Source organism: Janthinobacterium sp. KBS0711 (assembly GCF_000988085.1).
Classification (GTDB): Bacteria; Pseudomonadota; Gammaproteobacteria; order Burkholderiales; family Burkholderiaceae_D; genus Janthinobacterium; species Janthinobacterium lividum_E.
Genome location: NZ_LBCO01000024.1, coordinates 46,363 through 62,504, shown reverse-complemented (window position 1 = coordinate 62,504; position 16,142 = coordinate 46,363). Strand labels below are relative to the sequence as shown.

Annotated in this window: 17 protein-coding genes and 1 tRNA gene; 2 read left to right on the top strand and 16 right to left on the bottom strand. The window is 61.2% G+C overall.

Annotated features, from left to right (window positions below):
• Positions 1–6 precede the first annotated feature (6 nt).
• The 16 genes from VM94_RS12860 to rpsO all read right to left on the bottom strand — a co-directional run bounded on the left by VM94_RS12860 (position 7) and on the right by rpsO (position 13,274).
• Positions 7–1,260 (bottom strand): NADH-quinone oxidoreductase subunit D, encoded by a 1,254-nt coding sequence (locus VM94_RS12860; protein ID WP_034749992.1) that lies wholly within the window; start codon positions 1,258–1,260, stop codon positions 7–9.
• Positions 1,260–1,853, bottom strand: a complete 594-nt coding sequence (locus VM94_RS12855; protein ID WP_046683854.1) for an NADH-quinone oxidoreductase subunit C — start codon at positions 1,851–1,853, stop codon at positions 1,260–1,262. Before VM94_RS12855 ends, VM94_RS12860 begins: the two co-directional genes overlap by 1 nt.
• Before the next feature lie 17 nt (positions 1,854–1,870).
• Positions 1,871–2,347, bottom strand: coding sequence for a NuoB/complex I 20 kDa subunit family protein (locus VM94_RS12850; protein ID WP_010399733.1), 477 nt, complete (start codon positions 2,345–2,347; stop codon positions 1,871–1,873).
• Positions 2,348–2,350: 3 nt separating this feature from the next.
• The gene (locus VM94_RS12845; protein WP_010399734.1) at positions 2,351–2,710 is read right to left on the bottom strand and encodes an NADH-quinone oxidoreductase subunit A; all 360 of its coding nucleotides are present in this window, start codon (positions 2,708–2,710) and stop codon (positions 2,351–2,353) included.
• 177 nt (positions 2,711–2,887) lie between these two features.
• Positions 2,888–2,972 (bottom strand) — tRNA-Leu (locus tag VM94_RS12840).
• Positions 2,973–3,163: 191 nt separating this feature from the next.
• Positions 3,164–3,568: a preprotein translocase subunit SecG gene (gene secG / locus VM94_RS12835; RefSeq protein WP_034749996.1), complete on the bottom strand. Its 405-nt coding sequence runs from the start codon at positions 3,566–3,568 to the stop codon at positions 3,164–3,166.
• A 28-nt stretch (positions 3,569–3,596) separates the two neighbouring features.
• Complete coding sequence (gene tpiA / locus VM94_RS12830) at positions 3,597–4,346, bottom strand: triose-phosphate isomerase (protein ID WP_082127700.1); 750 nt, start codon at positions 4,344–4,346, stop codon at positions 3,597–3,599.
• Between the two features lie 72 nt (positions 4,347–4,418).
• Positions 4,419–5,399: an NAD(P)H-quinone oxidoreductase gene (locus VM94_RS12825; RefSeq protein WP_046683852.1), complete on the bottom strand. Its 981-nt coding sequence runs from the start codon at positions 5,397–5,399 to the stop codon at positions 4,419–4,421.
• Positions 5,400–5,469: 70 nt separating this feature from the next.
• Entirely contained in the window at positions 5,470–6,078 is a 609-nt protein-coding gene (locus VM94_RS12820) for a tetratricopeptide repeat protein (protein WP_046683851.1), read from the bottom strand.
• Positions 6,079–6,142: 64 nt separating this feature from the next.
• Positions 6,143–6,904 carry a GIN domain-containing protein gene (locus VM94_RS12815; protein ID WP_046684565.1) on the bottom strand — a complete coding sequence of 254 codons (762 nt, stop codon included), beginning with the start codon at positions 6,902–6,904 and terminating at the stop codon, positions 6,143–6,145.
• Positions 6,905–7,012: 108 nt separating this feature from the next.
• The gene (locus tag VM94_RS12810; RefSeq protein ID WP_046683850.1) at positions 7,013–7,222 is read right to left on the bottom strand and encodes a hypothetical protein; all 210 of its coding nucleotides are present in this window, start codon (positions 7,220–7,222) and stop codon (positions 7,013–7,015) included.
• A 153-nt stretch (positions 7,223–7,375) separates the two neighbouring features.
• Positions 7,376–9,328 (bottom strand): methyl-accepting chemotaxis protein, encoded by a 1,953-nt coding sequence (locus tag VM94_RS12805; RefSeq protein WP_046683849.1) that lies wholly within the window; start codon positions 9,326–9,328, stop codon positions 7,376–7,378.
• 121 nt (positions 9,329–9,449) lie between these two features.
• Positions 9,450–9,749 (bottom strand): hypothetical protein, encoded by a 300-nt coding sequence (locus VM94_RS12800; protein ID WP_082127699.1) that lies wholly within the window; start codon positions 9,747–9,749, stop codon positions 9,450–9,452.
• Between the two features lie 6 nt (positions 9,750–9,755).
• A complete protein-coding gene (locus VM94_RS12795) occupies positions 9,756–10,451 on the bottom strand; it encodes a hypothetical protein (protein WP_052755746.1) in 696 nt (231 codons plus the stop codon).
• 215 nt (positions 10,452–10,666) lie between these two features.
• Positions 10,667–12,784: a polyribonucleotide nucleotidyltransferase gene (gene pnp / locus VM94_RS12790; protein WP_034750019.1), complete on the bottom strand. Its 2,118-nt coding sequence runs from the start codon at positions 12,782–12,784 to the stop codon at positions 10,667–10,669.
• Positions 12,785–13,004: 220 nt separating this feature from the next.
• On the bottom strand, positions 13,005–13,274 hold the full coding sequence (gene rpsO / locus VM94_RS12785; RefSeq protein ID WP_010399743.1) for a 30S ribosomal protein S15: 270 nt from the start codon (positions 13,272–13,274) through the stop codon (positions 13,005–13,007).
• 185 nt (positions 13,275–13,459) lie between these two features.
• On the opposite strand from rpsO, the gene bamE reads away from it, so the two are divergent.
• Positions 13,460–13,957, top strand: a complete 498-nt coding sequence (gene bamE, locus VM94_RS12780) for an outer membrane protein assembly factor BamE domain-containing protein (protein ID WP_046683848.1) — start codon at positions 13,460–13,462, stop codon at positions 13,955–13,957.
• Positions 13,958–14,084: 127 nt separating this feature from the next.
• A complete protein-coding gene (locus VM94_RS12775) occupies positions 14,085–16,124 on the top strand; it encodes an Ig-like domain-containing protein (RefSeq protein WP_138829161.1) in 2,040 nt (679 codons plus the stop codon).
• Positions 16,125–16,142 lie beyond the last annotated feature (18 nt).

Sequence of the window (16,142 nt, the reverse complement as noted above, 5' to 3'; positions counted from 1 at the left end):
TGCCTCTTAGCGGTCAATACTGCCGAACACGATGTCTTGCGTCCCGATGATGGTCACGGCGTCGGCAAGCATGTGCCCACGCGCCATTTCGTCGAGCGACTGCAAGTGGGCGTAGTCTGGCGCGCGCAGTTTCATGCGGTACGGCTTGTTGGCGCCATCGGACACCAGGTACACGCCGAACTCGCCCTTCGGATGCTCCACGGCGCTGTAGGCCTCGCCTGGCGGCACGTGGAAACCTTCCGTAAACAGCTTGAAGTGGTGAATCAAGGACTCCATGTTGGTCTTCATGTCGACGCGGCCCGGAGGCGCCACCTTGCGGTTGCTGGTCATGACAGGACCTTCATTGTTGCGCAGCCACTCCACGCATTGCTTGATGATGCGGTTCGACTGGCGCAGCTCTTCCACGCGGACCAGGTAGCGGTCGTAGCAATCGCCGTTGGTGCCGATAGGAATGTCGAAATCCATCAGGTCGTACACTTCGTACGGCTGTTTCTTGCGCAAGTCCCACTGCACGCCCGAGCCGCGCAGCATGGCGCCCGTAAAGCCCATGGCCAGCGCATCTTCCGGCGAGACCACGCCGATGCCGACGGTACGCTGTTTCCAGATACGGTTGTCGGTCAGCAGGGTTTCGTACTCGTCCACCGAGTTCGGGAAACGGCGCGCGAAGTCTTCGATGAAGTCCAGCAGGGAACCCTGGCGGTTTTCGTTCAGCTTGCCGATGGCCTTGGCGTTGCGGATGATCGACGCCTTGTGCTGCGGCATCGCGTCCGGCAGGTCGCGGTACACGCCGCCCGGACGGTAGTAGGCCGCGTGCATGCGCGCGCCCGATACTGCCTCGTAGGCGTCGAACAAGTCTTCGCGGTCGCGGAAGCAATACAGGAACGGGCCCATGGCGCCAACGTCCAGCGCGTGGGTGCCGAGCCACATCAGGTGATTCAGGATGCGCGTCATCTCGTCGAACATGACGCGGATGTATTGCGCGCGCAGCGGCACTTCCAGGCCCAGCATCTTTTCGATGGCCATCACGTACGCGTGTTCATTGCACATCATCGACACATAGTCGAGACGATCCATGTACGGCACGGATTGCAGGTAGGTCTTCTGTTCGGCCAGCTTTTCGGTGGCGCGGTGCAGCAGGCCGATATGCGGGTCGGCGCGCTGGATGACTTCGCCATCCATCTCCAGCACCAGGCGCAGCACACCGTGCGCGGCCGGATGCTGTGGCCCAAAGTTCAGGGTGTAGTTCTTAATCTCAGCCATTATTTCATCCCGTAATGTTCTTCGCGGATCACGCGCGGCACGTTTTCCCGCGGCTCGATCGTCACGGGCTGGTAAATCACGCGCTTTTGTTCCGGATCGTAACGCATCTCGACATAGCCGGAGACGGGGAAATCCTTGCGGAACGGATGGCCGATGAAACCGTAGTCGGTCAGCAGGCGGCGCAAGTCGTTGTGGCCTTCGAAGAGGATGCCCAGCAGGTCGAACGCTTCGCGCTCGTACCAGTTGACGGCGCGCCAGATGCTCACCACGGAGGGCAGCAGCGGCATGTCGTCGTCCGGCGCGAACACGCGCACGCGCACGCGCCAGTTGTGCTTGACCGATAGCAAGTGCGAGACGGCCGCGAAACGCAGGCCATCCCAGCTACCATCGCCATAGGTCGAGTAGTCGACTCCGCACAGGTCGAGCAATTGCTCGAAATGCAGGGTCGGATCGTCGCGCAGGGTCTGCATTACGGCGAGGTAGTCCTCGGCCTTGACGACCAGGGTGACTTCGCCCAGCGCAACCGTCGTGCTAACGCGATCGCCCAGGGCATTGCCGAGGGCGTTTTGCAATACTTCTAAATGTGTTGTCATAATCTGAAGCGGCCCGGTTAGCGTGCGATCGTGCTGGTACGCTTGATCTTGTTCTGCAACTGCATGATGCCGTACAGCAAGGCTTCAGCGGTCGGAGGACAGCCAGGCACATACACGTCGACGGGCACGATGCGGTCGCAACCGCGCACCACGGAATAGGAGTAATGGTAGTACCCGCCGCCATTGGCGCAGGAACCCATCGAGATGACCCAGCGTGGCTCTGCCATCTGGTCGTAGACCTTGCGCAGGGCCGGCGCCATCTTGTTGCACAGGGTGCCGGCAACGATCATGACGTCGGACTGACGCGGCGACGGACGAAACACGACGCCGAAACGGTCCATATCGTAGCGGGCTGCGCCCACATGCATCATTTCGACCGCACAGCAGGCCAGACCGAACGTCATCGGGAACATAGACCCGGTGCGCGCCCAGTTGATCAGCTTGTCGGCCGAGGTGGTGATGAAACCTTCGCTTAATACGCCTTCAATAGCCATGGCTTATTCCCAGTCAAGGGCACCTTTCTTCCAAATGTACCAAAATCCGACCACGAATTCAGCGATGAACACCATCATCGTGACGAAACCGGCCCAGCCCAGGTCGCGCATTGCAACGCCCCATGGGAAAAAGAATGCCGTTTCCAGATCGAACAAAATAAACAGGATTGCGACCAGATAGTAGCGCACATCAAATTTCATGCGCGCGTCTTCGAATGCTTCAAAGCCACATTCGTACGGGGAGAGTTTTGCTGCGTCAGGCTTGTTAGGACCTAACAGGCGCCCCAGGAGCTGGGGAGCGATACCGACACCAAGGCCGATAATAATAAACAGCAGGACGGGGAAGTAATTTTCGAGGTTCACGATTGATGAGCTTATATTGAACGATCGGTTAAATGAGGACGCTGCGATCATTTGCAGCGTATCTAACGCACGACCCCAATCAAAGCTAAGACCAGGATCGAACGACACATCCTCGTAAAAAAAGCCAGCAACTTTGTACGAGCCATGGCTCGTGCGCCGTTGCTGGCTTCTGATTTCTGGTGCCGACGACGAGACTCGAACTCGTACAGCTTTCGCCACTACCCCCTCAAGATAGCGTGTCTACCAATTTCACCACGTCGGCGGTAAGGCCCGTATTCTACTCTGCTTTGCCGCTAAAGTTAATGCACAAATGCATCAAAACACAGATAAAAACGATAAATTTTTACATCTTCCAGCGCGTCACGATTTTTTCCTGCCGCGCTGCTGAAACATTGAGCAATAATCTGCCCGTAATGAGAATTACTCTCGATGAGGTATCGAGCTCCTACAAAATTACTTTGGAATCGCGCCGGCCGGGGTGCTGGCAACCGGTGCCGCCGCTGCCGGAGCGCTGGCAGCCGGAGCTGCCGCAGGCACCGTCGTCGGGATCGCGCCCGCGCCGGTGACCGGCACTGGCTTGACGACTTTATCCATCACGCCGCCGCCGACCGTCGTGGCGCGCTGATTGGCCATCAGCGACAGGGCCAGGGTGGCGCCGAAGAAGATCGCGGCGGCAACGCCCGTCGATTTCGACATGAAGTTCGACGAACCCGTCGCACCGAACAGGCTGCCCGAGGCGCCCGAACCAAAGGCGGCGCCCATGTCGGCGCCCTTACCGTGCTGCAACAACACCAGCGCGATAATCGACAATGCCGAAATAACCTGTACTACCACTACCAGATTGAACATCATGTTCATTGCAATTCCATTCTTAGTTTAAATTAATTCAATCAGCGGCGTGAATAATTGCCAGGAAATCCGCCGCCTTCAATGCTGCCCCACCGATCAGACCGCCATCGATATCCGGCATCGCCATCAATTCTTTTGCGTTCTCCGGCTTCATGCTGCCGCCGTACAGGATTTGCACGCCGGTCGCTGCTACCGCATTCTTTGCCGCCAGCTGGCCGCGCAATACCTGATGCACGTCCTGCGCCATTTGCGGCGTGGCCGTCTTGCCCGTGCCGATAGCCCAGACCGGCTCATAGGCCAGCACCAGTTTCGCCACGTCGTCGGCGGAAATCGCCGCCAGCACGGCGCCCAGCTGCTGCGCCACGACCGCGTCGGTCTGACCCGCTTCGCGCTGCGCCAGCGTCTCGCCGATGCAGACGATAGGCGTGATGCCCGCCGCCAGCGCGGCAACCGTCTTGGCCGCCACTTGCGCATCGCTCTCGCCATGGTAGGCGCGGCGTTCGGAATGCCCGATCACCACATAGCCGCAGCCGAAATCCTGCAGCATGGCGGTCGAGATTTCTCCCGTGTAGGCGCCGCTGGCATGCGCGGACACATCCTGCGCACCCCAGCCAAGAGCCGTGCCTGCCAATTGCGCCTGGCACTGCGCCAGATACGGCGCAGGCACACAGACGGCGCTGGCGGCGCCAGAGGCAGCCAGGCCAGCAACTATTTCAGACAATAACACCGCGTTCGAGGTGCGACTGCCGTTCATTTTCCAATTTCCGACGACGAGTTTGCGACGCATAGTAGCCTAAATTCTAATAACCCGTCATTCTAACTCCGGCACCGATGCCGGTCAAACAGGCAGTGCCCCGTTTCAAACAACTTGCAACATGATCTTGCCCACGTGCGTGCTCGCCTCCATCAAGGCATGCGCCTCGTTGGCCTTTTCCAATGGGAAGGTTTTATAGATCACGGGCTTGATCTTGCCCGCCTCGATCAGCGGCCAGACGGTCGTGCGCAGATGATTCGCGATGGCCGCCTTGAAGGCGCCCGAACGGGGACGCAAGGTGGAACCCGTCACCGTCAGGCGACGGCGCAGCAAGCTACCCAGGTCCAGTTCCGCCTTGGTGCCACCCTGCACGGCGATCAGGCCGATGCGGCCATCGTCGGCCAGGCAATCGATTTCGCGCGGCAAGTAGTCGCCGCCCACCATGTCCAGGATGACGTCGACGCCCTTGCCGCCGGTCAGTTCCTTGACGACGGCAACGAAATCTTCCGTGCGGTAATTGATGCCACGTTCGGCGCCCAGCGCTTCGCAGGCGCGCGCCTTTTCGTCGCTGCCGGCCGTGGCGAACACGCGGTGACCCAGCGCGGCGGCCAATTGAATGGCCGTCACGCCGATGCCGGACGTGCCGCCCTGCACCAGTAACGTTTCACCATCGGCCAGCGCACAGCGGTCGAAGACATTGCTCCAGACGGTAAAGAAGTTTTCCGGCAGGGACGCGCCTTCCAGCGCCGTCAAGCCCTTCGGCAAGGGCAGGCACTGGCCGGCGGGCGCGGCGCAGTATTCGGCATAGCCGCCGCCCTGCACCAGCGCGCAAACCAGGTCGCCCTTCTTGAATGCGGTGTTGGTGAAATCGCCATCGACGACTTCACCCGCTACTTCCAGGCCCGGCAAATCGGACGCGCCGGCTGGCGGCGCGTACTTGCCCAGGCGCTGCAGCACGTCGGGGCGGTTGATGCCAGCCGCGTGCACCTTGATCAGCAGCTCACCGGCTTTGAAGGCGGGGACGGGACGTTCGGCGATCTGCAAAACGTCGGCGGGACCTGGCTGGCTGATGGCAACTGCACGCATGGCGGGACTCTTTCAAGAGAAAACGGCGATTGTACGCCAAGCCGCCCACCCTTGCAGGGAGCCTCCCGCCCTAGGCGCCGCCCGTCTTCGACTGGCGCGGCAGCGGCGTGCCCGGCTTCCATTTCGCCGACAGGGCTTGCCCTTCTTCGACTTGCTCGTGCGTCATCTTGCGCACCACGGCGGCGCGCTGGTCGGCCGCATTCGCGTTGCCGTTCGCGGCCGCCAGGTTCCACAGCATGTAGGCGATAACGTTATCCTGCTGCACGCCGCCCATGTGATAGCGGTACATCAGGCCCAGCACCTGCTGCGCCTCGGCGTGGTTCTGCTCGGCCGCCTTGCGGAACCAGCCCACGGCCTGCTTGTGGTCCTGCAGCACGGCGTTGCCCGTGTAATACATGGCGCCCACCACATACTGGGCGTCGGCCTTGCCCTGGTCGGCCGCCTTGCGGTGCCAGAACATGGCTTGCTTGTAATCCTGCGGCAAGCCGCGTCCCATGTAATACATCAAGCCCAGCAAGTGCTGGGCATCGGCGTTGCCGGTCTTGGCCAGTGGCAGGATTTCCTTGTAGGCCAGCGCGTAATTCTTGTTGTTGTAGGCGCTGGCGCCTTCGACGAAGCCAGCCCGCGCGGGTAGCTGTATCGTCAACAGCATGAGTAATGTAATGATCAGTTTTTTCATCGGAATGGGATGTGGTCTGACTACTTATTCTTGTTCTGCCAATAAAGCCTGCGGCAGGATGCGTTTACTTCCAGCTGACTTTACCCAGGCCCTCGACGCTGACATCGCGGTTGGCCGGCTTGCCATACACCACCACCGAACCGAGTCCGCTCAGGTTCAGCTTGGCATTCGTATGGGCATTCACCGTGGCATTGCCCAGGCCGCTCAATTCCAGGTTGACGGCATCGACTTCGAACTGCTGCGCATTCAGGCTGCCCAGGCCGCCCAGGCTCGCTTTCAGGATACGCCCGCGTCCGCCCAGCACCACGGAACCGGCGCCCTGCAAGTCCAGTTCCGCCCGCTCATTGTTGCCTATCCAGATCTGCATGCTGCCCACGCCGCCCAGGCTGGCATTGAGCTTGCGGTAGTCGCCCACCAGCTTGATGCTGCCCGCCCCTTCCAGCGACAGGGTCAGTTCCTCGCCCTTGAAGCCCGTGATGTCCGTGCTGCCAAAGCCTTCCGAGCTCAGTTCGCGCAAGTTCGGCAGCACCAGGTCGGCGCGGATCGACGAAGGGCCGAGCTTGAAGCCGCGCACTTCCGTTTCGATGTGCAGGGTGTCGCCGCTTTGCGCCGTGCTGACATCGGCGATGTAGCGCTTGTCGGCCGTGATGCTCAGCGAAGCCACGTTGCCCTGGCGAATACGCACTTCCATCACGCCATCGAGCTTGACGCGCACCACGCGGGCGTCGACGTTGCGCATTTCCAGCAAGCGGGTCTCGGCGGCCACGCCGCGCACCAGGCCCAATGTCGCCAGGAACAGCAGCGCCAATTGCAGTATCTTTTTCATGTAGTGCATCCTCGGTATCTTGTTTTTATGTGTCGCGGCGCCCGCCTGGAGCGCCCGCATTGCTCGCGCAGCACCACTGTAGCAGCGACGAAAATGGCTGACAATCAATTATGCAAAACGAGCTTTTTCGGTAGCGGTCAGGCGCTTGGCCTTGACGACCACCACTTGCATGGCAGCCTTGTCCGCTGGTGCGGCCAGGGTGGCCGTGGAACTGGCCACTTGCAGGGCCGGGGCGGCCGGGGCGATGGCGTAGCAGCTGGCGCCAAGCAGGATGGCGGCGGCAACGGCAATGACTTCCATGTTTTTAGCGACGTTCATGTTGTTCTCCTCGGGTGTCTGGCAGTGGGCTTGCGGTATGGTGTCACTATAGCCATACCGCCCCCGGCAGACACGCCGATTGCGACGAACTGCATTTTTGGCAGGCTGGCCTGACAAAAACGCGGATGAACGTGCAGATCGCTACGCGTCTTCTTAAAACTCTTCCCACTCGTCGGCGCCGGACTTGGCCGCCTTGACGGGCTTGCTCGGCGACAGCGCGCGGGCCGGCGCGCGCGGCGCGGAAGCCGAAGCGGCAGGCTTCGCCTTGAGGCGCGTCACGGGCGCGGATGCCGCGGCAGGGCCAGCATCGCCCAGGCGGAACATGCCGACGGCTTGCGCCAGGTCCACGGCCTGCTCCTGCAAGCTTTCCGCGGCAGCGGCCGCTTGCTCGACGAGGGCCGCGTTTTGCTGCGTCATGGTATCCATGTGCGTGACGGCCGTATTGATCTCGCCGATGCCTGCACTCTGTTCGCGACTGGCCACCGTGATCTCGCTCATGATGGTCGTCAATTGCTGCACCGACGCCACCACCTGGTCCATGGTCTGGCCTGCTTCATTGACGAGGCGGCCGCCCGCATCGACCTTCTCCACCGAGTCGCCGATCAATTCCTTGATTTCCTTCGCCGCGCCGGCGGAGCGTTGCGCCAGATTGCGCACTTCCGACGCCACCACGGCAAAGCCCCTGCCCTGCTCGCCCGCGCGCGCCGCCTCGACGGCCGCGTTCAAGGCCAGGATATTCGTCTGGAAAGCGATGCCGTCGATCACGCCGATGATGTCGACGATCTTGCGCGAGCTTTCCTGGATGCCGGCCATGGTGCCCACCACTTGCTGCACCACGCGGCCGCCCTTGGCCGCCACTTCCGAGGCGGACACGGCCAGCTCATTGGCTGCATGTGCGTTTTCCGCATTCTGCTTGACGGTCGACGTCAGCTCATCCATCGAGCTGGCTGTTTCTTCCAGCGCGCCCGCCTGCGCTTCCGTGCGCGAAGACAGGTCGGCATTACCGGCGGCAATATCGGCCGATTCGCTGCGCACCAGGGTGCTGATGCTGCGGATCTGCACCAGCACGGTGGCGATCTTTTCGACGAACAAGTTGAATGCCTTGGCGATCTGCGCCAGCTCGTCCGTTCCTTCCGCGTCGAGGCGGCTGGTCAGGTCGCCGTCGCCCGTGGCGATCGCTTCCATCGCATCGCGTACCAGGCCCAGGCGGCGCAAGGCGCGCGCCACCAGTACGCTCAATACCGTGGCGGCCAGGGCCAGCACCAGCAAGGCCGTCAAGGCCGAGGCGCGCAGCATGGAGCTCAATGCCTGCGTCGCTTCTGCGCGGTCGAGCACGGTAGCCAGCAGCCAGTCGCTGCCCGGCACTTTGCTTACATGCAAGATGCCGTTGCGGTCGCCGAGGCGAATGGCGGCGCCATCGCCGCTCTTTTCGATATCGGCCAGCGCCTGCGCGCTCAGGCCCGGGTCCAGTTCGGCCAGCGGTTTCAGAGTCAGCTTGCCGTCCGGGTGGGCGATGATCTTGCCGCCGCCATCGACGAGGAAAGCATAGCTGGACGCCGTCGGCTTGATCGAGGCGACGTTTTGCACCACCGCATCCATCATCACGTCGGCCGCCATCACGCCCGTCACGCTGCCCTTGCCGCCCAGCGGCTCGGCAAACGTCACCACCAGCTTGCCCGTGCTGGCGCCGATGTATGGCGCCGTGATGATGGGGCCGCCCACTTCGGACGCCAGCTTGTACCAGGGCCGCGCCGTGGGATCGTAGTCGGCGGCGCGCTTGCGCTCCTGCGAAAACACGGCGTGTTTGTCGGCAAAGCCGATATACGCCATGTCGAACGTGCCCGCCTGTTCGGCCGCCTTGAGGGCCGGCAGCGGATCGGCCGCCGTGGCGCCCTGCTTGAGCGAGCCCACGACGGCCTGCTTGGAACGCAGCCATTCGGCGATGGCTTGCGCGTGGCTGTGCGACAACTGCAGCATCTGCGTGTCGAGCGCGGCCAGTGTGCTGGACCGTGTCGTGAAGAAATTGGCGATGGCGACGGCCAGCATGGCCAGCACGACGATGGAAACGGCGATGGCGATCAGCCGCGCCTTAAGGGAGGACAACATGGTGCATCCAATAAAAAAGAGGAAATCGGGAGGGATGCACCATGGTCGGGGAATAAGATTTTGTCGTCAAGCAATACCGACAGTCAATTACCCATAAACAACAATTGATACCATATATTAATCATATCTCGCCGCGCAGCTTGCGCAGGGCCGGCGAGTCGCCACCCGTGGCCTCGATGCGGAAACGGGCAAATGCCTGCTCCAGCTCGGCATAGCGGCGCAGACCGCCTTCGTTGAAGTAGCGTCCGCCCGGGATATCGCCCCACGGCAGCGGTGCGCTCAAGCCCCCACTGCCCGCCAGGGCCAGCAGCGGCTCGAGCGCGCTGCGCAGGTCAGCCACTTCCCCGTCGGCGGGCGCCAGACGGGTCAGCACTTGTTCCAGTTCGGCGGCACGGGCTTGCAGGCTCTGTTGATCCATCATCGTTCCTCAATTCTTGATCGTGCCGATCAGCACGGGGGCCGACCACAGGCTGCGGTTGGGTAATAGATATTGTTGCGCCCCACCCTTGCGCCGCACCAGCCCGCCCAGCTCTTCCGTCGGCGCCACCTGGCTGACGAACACGTTGACGGCGCCCTTGGGCATGATCTGATACACATCATACAGCGGCGCCTCGCTCTTCATGGGCAAGCCGAAACAGTCGGCCAGGGTGGTGCAGCGGCTGGATGCCAGCTGCAATTGCGCGCTGGTGGTGAAGTATGGCGAATACGGCGACACATTCTGGCCATGCGGCACGATTTTGACCAGCGCGGCCGACATGGCCTGCAGGTCGGGCAAGGTGCTGCCGGAAGCCAGCTGCTCGATCGCGCGCGCATAAATCGTCTCGGCCGGCGCGGCGGGATCGGCGGCGCGCAGTTCGCGCAGGAATTGCTGTCCTGGCCCACTATCGAGATAGGGATCGATGGCTGCGCGCTGCAAGCCCGCCGTCTTGAAGGTGCTGAGGTCATTGATTTCGCGCGCATGCACGGCGCGCAAGGCGTCGAGGTCTTGCACCGGCATGGCCGCGGACGCAGCGGCGATGGGGATGGGCAGCGGCACCGGCGTCGGTGCGTTGTCCAGCTGCGCCCAGGCACCGGGCGCGACGGCAAGCAGAAAGGCGGCGGCCAGCCCGCGGAATGTGCGCATGCTGCATCTCCTTGGAAGACTCGTTCAGGGGAAGATTCCCTTTCCGAATCTACAAGGAGCGGCAGCGGCCGATACGCGCTGTATCAAGGCCGATGCACACGTCGACACACACTTTCGATGCAGCGCAAACGCGGCGCAAAAAAAACCGCCAGGGCTTGCGCGCTGGCGGTTTTGATCATGCGGCCGAGGCCGCAGTCAGGCGAATCTGAAGGACATTAAGCGGCTGGCGCTTCGTTGCCTTCAGCAGCTTTCATCGACAGTTTCAGACGGCCGCGGTCGTCCGTTTCCAGCACTTTGACGCGAACCAGCTGGCCTTCTTTCAGGTAGTCGGCCACGGCGTTGACGCGCTCGTTGGCGATCTGCGAGATGTGCAGCAAGCCGTCCTTGCCTGGCATGACTTGCACGATGGCGCCGAAGTCCAGCAGTTTCAGCACGGTGCCTTCGTAGGTCTTGCCCACTTCGACGGAAGCGGTCAGTTCTTCGATGCGGCGCTTGGCTTCCTGGCCGGCAGCAGCGTCGACGGAAGCGATGGTGACCACGCCTTCGTCGCTGATGTCGATCTGGGTGCCCGTCTCTTCGGTCAGCGCGCGAATCACGGCGCCGCCCTTGCCGATCACGTCACGGATTTTTTCCGGGTTGATCTTGATGGTGATCAGACGCGGTGCGAAATCGGACAGTTCGGTTTTGACGTGCGGCATGGCTTTTTGCATTTCGCCCAGGATGTGCTCACGGCCTTCCTTGGCTTGCGCCAGCGCCACTTGCATGATTTCCTTGGTGATGCCCATGATCTTGATGTCCATCTGCAGCGCCGTGATACCGTTGCGGGTACCGGCTACCTTGAAGTCCATGTCGCCCAGGTGATCTTCGTCGCCCAGGATGTCGGACAGCACGGCAAACTTGCCGCCTTCCTTGATCAGGCCCATGGCGATACCGGCCACGTGCTCTTTCATCGGCACGCCGGCGTCCATCAGCGCCAGGCAGCCGCCGCACACCGATGCCATCGACGAGGAACCGTTCGATTCCGTGATTTCCGATACCAGACGCACCGAGTAGCTGAACTCTTCAGCTGCTGGCAGGGCGGCGATCAGCGCACGCTTGGCCAGGCGGCCGTGGCCGATTTCGCGGCGTTTCGGCGTACCGACACGGCCCGTTTCGCCGGTGGCGAACGGAGGCATGTTGTAATGCAGCATGAACGAATCGGTGAACTCGCCCATCAGCGCATCGATCTTCTGGCTGTCGCGGGCGGTGCCCAAAGTTGCCACGACCAGCGCTTGCGTTTCGCCGCGCGTGAACAGGGCCGAACCGTGGGTGCGTGGCAGCACGCTGGTGCGGATCGAGATCGGACGCACGGTGCGCGTGTCGCGGCCGTCGATGCGTGGCTCGCCGTCCAGGATTTGCGTACGCACGATTTTCGCTTCGATGTCGAACAGGATGTTGTTCACTTCAGCGCTGTCGATAGCCGCGCCGCCGTTGGCAGCCACTTCAGCCGACAGGTCGGCGATCACTTCCGACGTCGCCGCTTTCAGCTTGGCCGTACGCTCTTGCTTGTCCTTGGTTTGATACGCGTCATTGATCTTGGCGTTGGCGAAATGCGCGACGCGGGCGATCAGTGCTTCGTTTTTCGGCGCAGGCGCCCATTCGACTTCCGGCTTGCCGCCGTCACGCACCAGGTCGTGAATCGCGTCGATGACGACTTTCATCTGGTCATGGCCGAAGACCACGGCGCCCAGCATGATTTCTTCGGACAGCTGTTTCGCTTCCGATTCGACCATCAGCACGGCCGTTTCGGTACCGGCGACAACCAGGTCCATTTCCGACGTTTTCAGTTGCTGGACGGTCGGGTTCAGGATGTACTGGCCATTGGCGTAACCGACGCGCGCGGCGCCGATAGGACCATTGAAAGGCACGCCCGATACGCACAGGGCGGCCGATGCGCCGATCATGGCGGCGATGTCCGGATCGATTTCAGGGTTGACCGACAGCACGTGAATGATGACTTGCACTTCATTCAAGTAACCTTCCGGGAACAGCGGACGGATAGGACGGTCGATCAGGCGGGAGGTCAGTGTTTCTTTTTCGGAAGGACGGCCTTCGCGCTTGAAAAAACCGCCCGGGATTTTACCGGCAGCATAGGTTTTCTCGACATAATCAACCGTCAAAGGGAAGAAATCCTGGCCTGGCTTGGCATCTTTGCGTGCCACCACCGTTGCCAGAACGACGGTATCTTCGATCGACACCAGCACTGCGCCGGATGCCTGACGTGCGATTTCGCCGGTTTCCAGGGTCACTTGATGTTGACCGTACTGGAAGGTTTTCGTAACTTTGTTAAACATGGGGTATCCCTTTTCTAATTGCCGACAGATTTTCAGGGGCTGTCGTTCACCTCACCACAGGCGACGGAAACACTGTTGCCGCCTTTACTACTTTACTTTTAAAACATGATATCGGTAGAGAATACTGTACTTCTCGACAAAAATCCGGAATTCAAATGACAAAATGCCCGCGTCAGCGAACTGGCGCAGGCATTTCTGTATAAACTTTGTACGGCAAAAATTACTTGCGCAGACCAAGTTTAGCGATCAGGTCGCGATAACGGGTAGCGTCTTTAGCCTTCAGGTAGGACAACAGGCTCTTACGACGGTTGACCATCATGATCAGGCCGCGGCGGGAGTGGTGATCTTTCGAGTGGGCTTTGAAGTGGCCGTTCAGTTCGTTGATGCGAGCTGTCAGCAGTGCAACTTGCACTTCAGGGGAGCCGGTGTCGTTTTGACCACGTGCGTTGTCCGCGATGATAGCGGCTTTGTTGATGTTTTCTACTGTCATGATAAACCTTTCACATGCGGTGCACAGAGTCTGAACCCTATCCACCGTGAACTACGATTATTAAAATACTGGCCTATGCTTCCAACCAGACGCGCAAGTATATCGGAAAAATGCCCGCCTGTATCCTGCCGTGCGGCCTTTTCTCGGCGCATGATAGGATTTTCCTGCATTTCAGGAGGTCAAACATGAAAAAACTGCTCAAATTAGCAACGCCGCTGCTGTTTGCCGCGCTGGCCGGCTGCGCCAGCTGGAACGTCCCGCCGCCACAGCCGGGCGAGCCGCGCGCCGCCGTGGAAGCGCGCCTGGGCCGTCCCACGAATATCTACCAGCTACCCACGGGTCCCGAACTCGAATACGCGACGGGACCGTACGGCCAGTACACGTATATGGCCCGTTTCGGCCCCGACGACAGGTTGATTTCCTACGAGCAAGTGCTCGACACACCAGGCTTTGCCCGCATCAAGGTCGGCGTGTCGACCCAGCAAGACGTGCTGCACACCCTGGGCCGCCCGACGGAAAAATCCTACCTGCCGCTGCCCAAGCTCTACGTCTGGTCCTACCGCTACAAGGAATCGGGCGTGTGGGATTCCATGATGCACGTGCACTTCGACCACGACGGCATCGTGCGCATGATGATGAACGGGCCCGATCCGGACAAGGAGGAGCGGCGGTTTTTTTGGTGACGGAGGAGCATCGCTTGCGTGCGCGTGACAATGTGTGAGTTTTTGCACGGCATTAGTCTGTAAAGTCGGGCAAAAAATGGCCAAACTAACATGTCTGGTCACTCATCCACCGCCAACAAGGAAGCAGATGCTCGACCACCCGCAAAAAGTCCACCGATTCAGTCATTTTGCCTGCCACTCCATCCCCGCAACCCTGTTATTGGCCTCCTTGCTGAGCGCATGCGGCGGTGGCGGCGGCAGCGACACCGCCACGCCACCCGTGACACCGCCCGTAACACCACCGGCAAGCAGTGCCGATACACCACTATTGTTGAATGCAATTAATGCCGACTCGGCACCCACGCTCGCACTGGCCTACGGCGCCACGCCACTGGCTGTGGCGCAAATGGTGGTTGACTGGTCGGCACGCGTCAGCACCAGCGGCACCGCTTCCAGGACCTGTGGCAACGGCGGCAGCCAGAGTGCAGCCTTCATTGATGCCGATGGCAACGGCCGCGTCAGCGCTGGCGACAAGCTGAGCGTGACGTATGCAAACTGCCGCGTAAAGGAGCTTGACGGCGTGCTCGACGGCACCATGAACATTGCCTTCACGGCGCCGCTGGCACAGCAGCAACTGGCCGGCATCATCAGCTTCATGCCAGGGTTCGGCGACCGCACGGAAACGCCACGCCAGGATATACAGGGCAGCGTGCGCTTCGACTACACCAATGGCGCCCTCTCACGGCTGCTGCATGTCTACTCCGACACAAAGCCGTTCATCATGGCATTTTCCGATGCCACTACTACCAAGAACGACACCGTCACGGGCCTCGACGTGCAGCATGAATTGAGGCTCGATACCGCGCGCACGGCCACCAGCATCCGATTCCACCTGGCCAGCAACCTTCTGGGAGGCAGCCTCGATGTCGCTACGCGCATCCCGCTGAGCTCCTGGTTCGACAGCTATGCCGATGCCGGCGAACTGGTGCTGAGCGGCGCAAACAACAGCAAGGCCAGCCTGCGCGTCAAGGCGGACAATCGCAATCAATTTGACTCATTGCTGGGAGACACGGTGATCCGTGCGCAGGATGGCCTGGATGTGGGACTTCTCTGGAGCAGCGGCAACTGGTTTCCAGGCAATAAGGCCAATCTGGACTATTACGAAATCAAACCTGTCCTGGCTACCGATTTCAAGCTGCTGGTGTCGCCAGACGTCAGCGCCATGGCGCCCAGCGGGAGCTTGTCGTGGGCTTATTCCCGGCCGCTCGACACTACGTCAGTTACCGACGCCCTCTTTCAAGGACAAAGCGCCGATGCTGGCACCATAGAAGCCAAAATCAGCTACAACGGCGCCATCGTTACCGTCACGCCATTGAGCCAGCTCAAGGCGGGCGCCATCTACGACGTGCGCCTCAACGCGAAGACGAATGCACTCGTGCGCGATACGGCCGGCAATACCTTGTTCACCCCCGGGGTCAATGTGAATGTGGCCCAAAGCATACGCGCCGCCATCGGTACCGGCGGCATGGCGCCCTTGGTGCTGGGCCCAGCGGGAACGCTGACACTGGACGCCGGCGCTTCGTCGGCCAACGGCGCACCCGTCAGCAGCACGCGCTGGCGGCAGGTGTCGGGGCCGACCTTGACGATGGACAATCCCAACGCCGCCCGCGTCACCCTCTCCAGCGCGACGCCATCAAGGGGCATCGCGGTAATGGCGCTCGATGCCACGAACGCCGCAGGCGAAACGGACAGCCGGCAGATCAGCATAGACGTACTGAGCGACCTTTCGCAGGCCCTGGCCTACAGTTCACGCACTGGCAACGGCGAGTTTGAGATCGACAGCACGGCACGCACCGAGTTCGCACCGAACACGCTCTACATGGCCAATACAAACGCCTTGCAGTTCCTGTCCCCTACGCGCATCAACGTCTTCCTGCTCGCCATACCAGGTCTCACCTGGCAGTCAGGGCTGACGTTCACTTACGGCGCAGGCAACACCAGCGGAGCACAGGGGACGGCCAAGGTAGGCTGCTCCGGCGTGAATACAGGCACGGTCCGCGTGCTCGATTTCGCGCTCGATGGCGATGGCAAGCTGGCGCGCGCCGCCATTGACTACGACGACAACTGCAGCGGCATCGTCACGCAGGCATCGATCCGTTACCGCAGCGACATGCCTGTGCGCAAGTAAGCCGGCGCACGGGCAGGA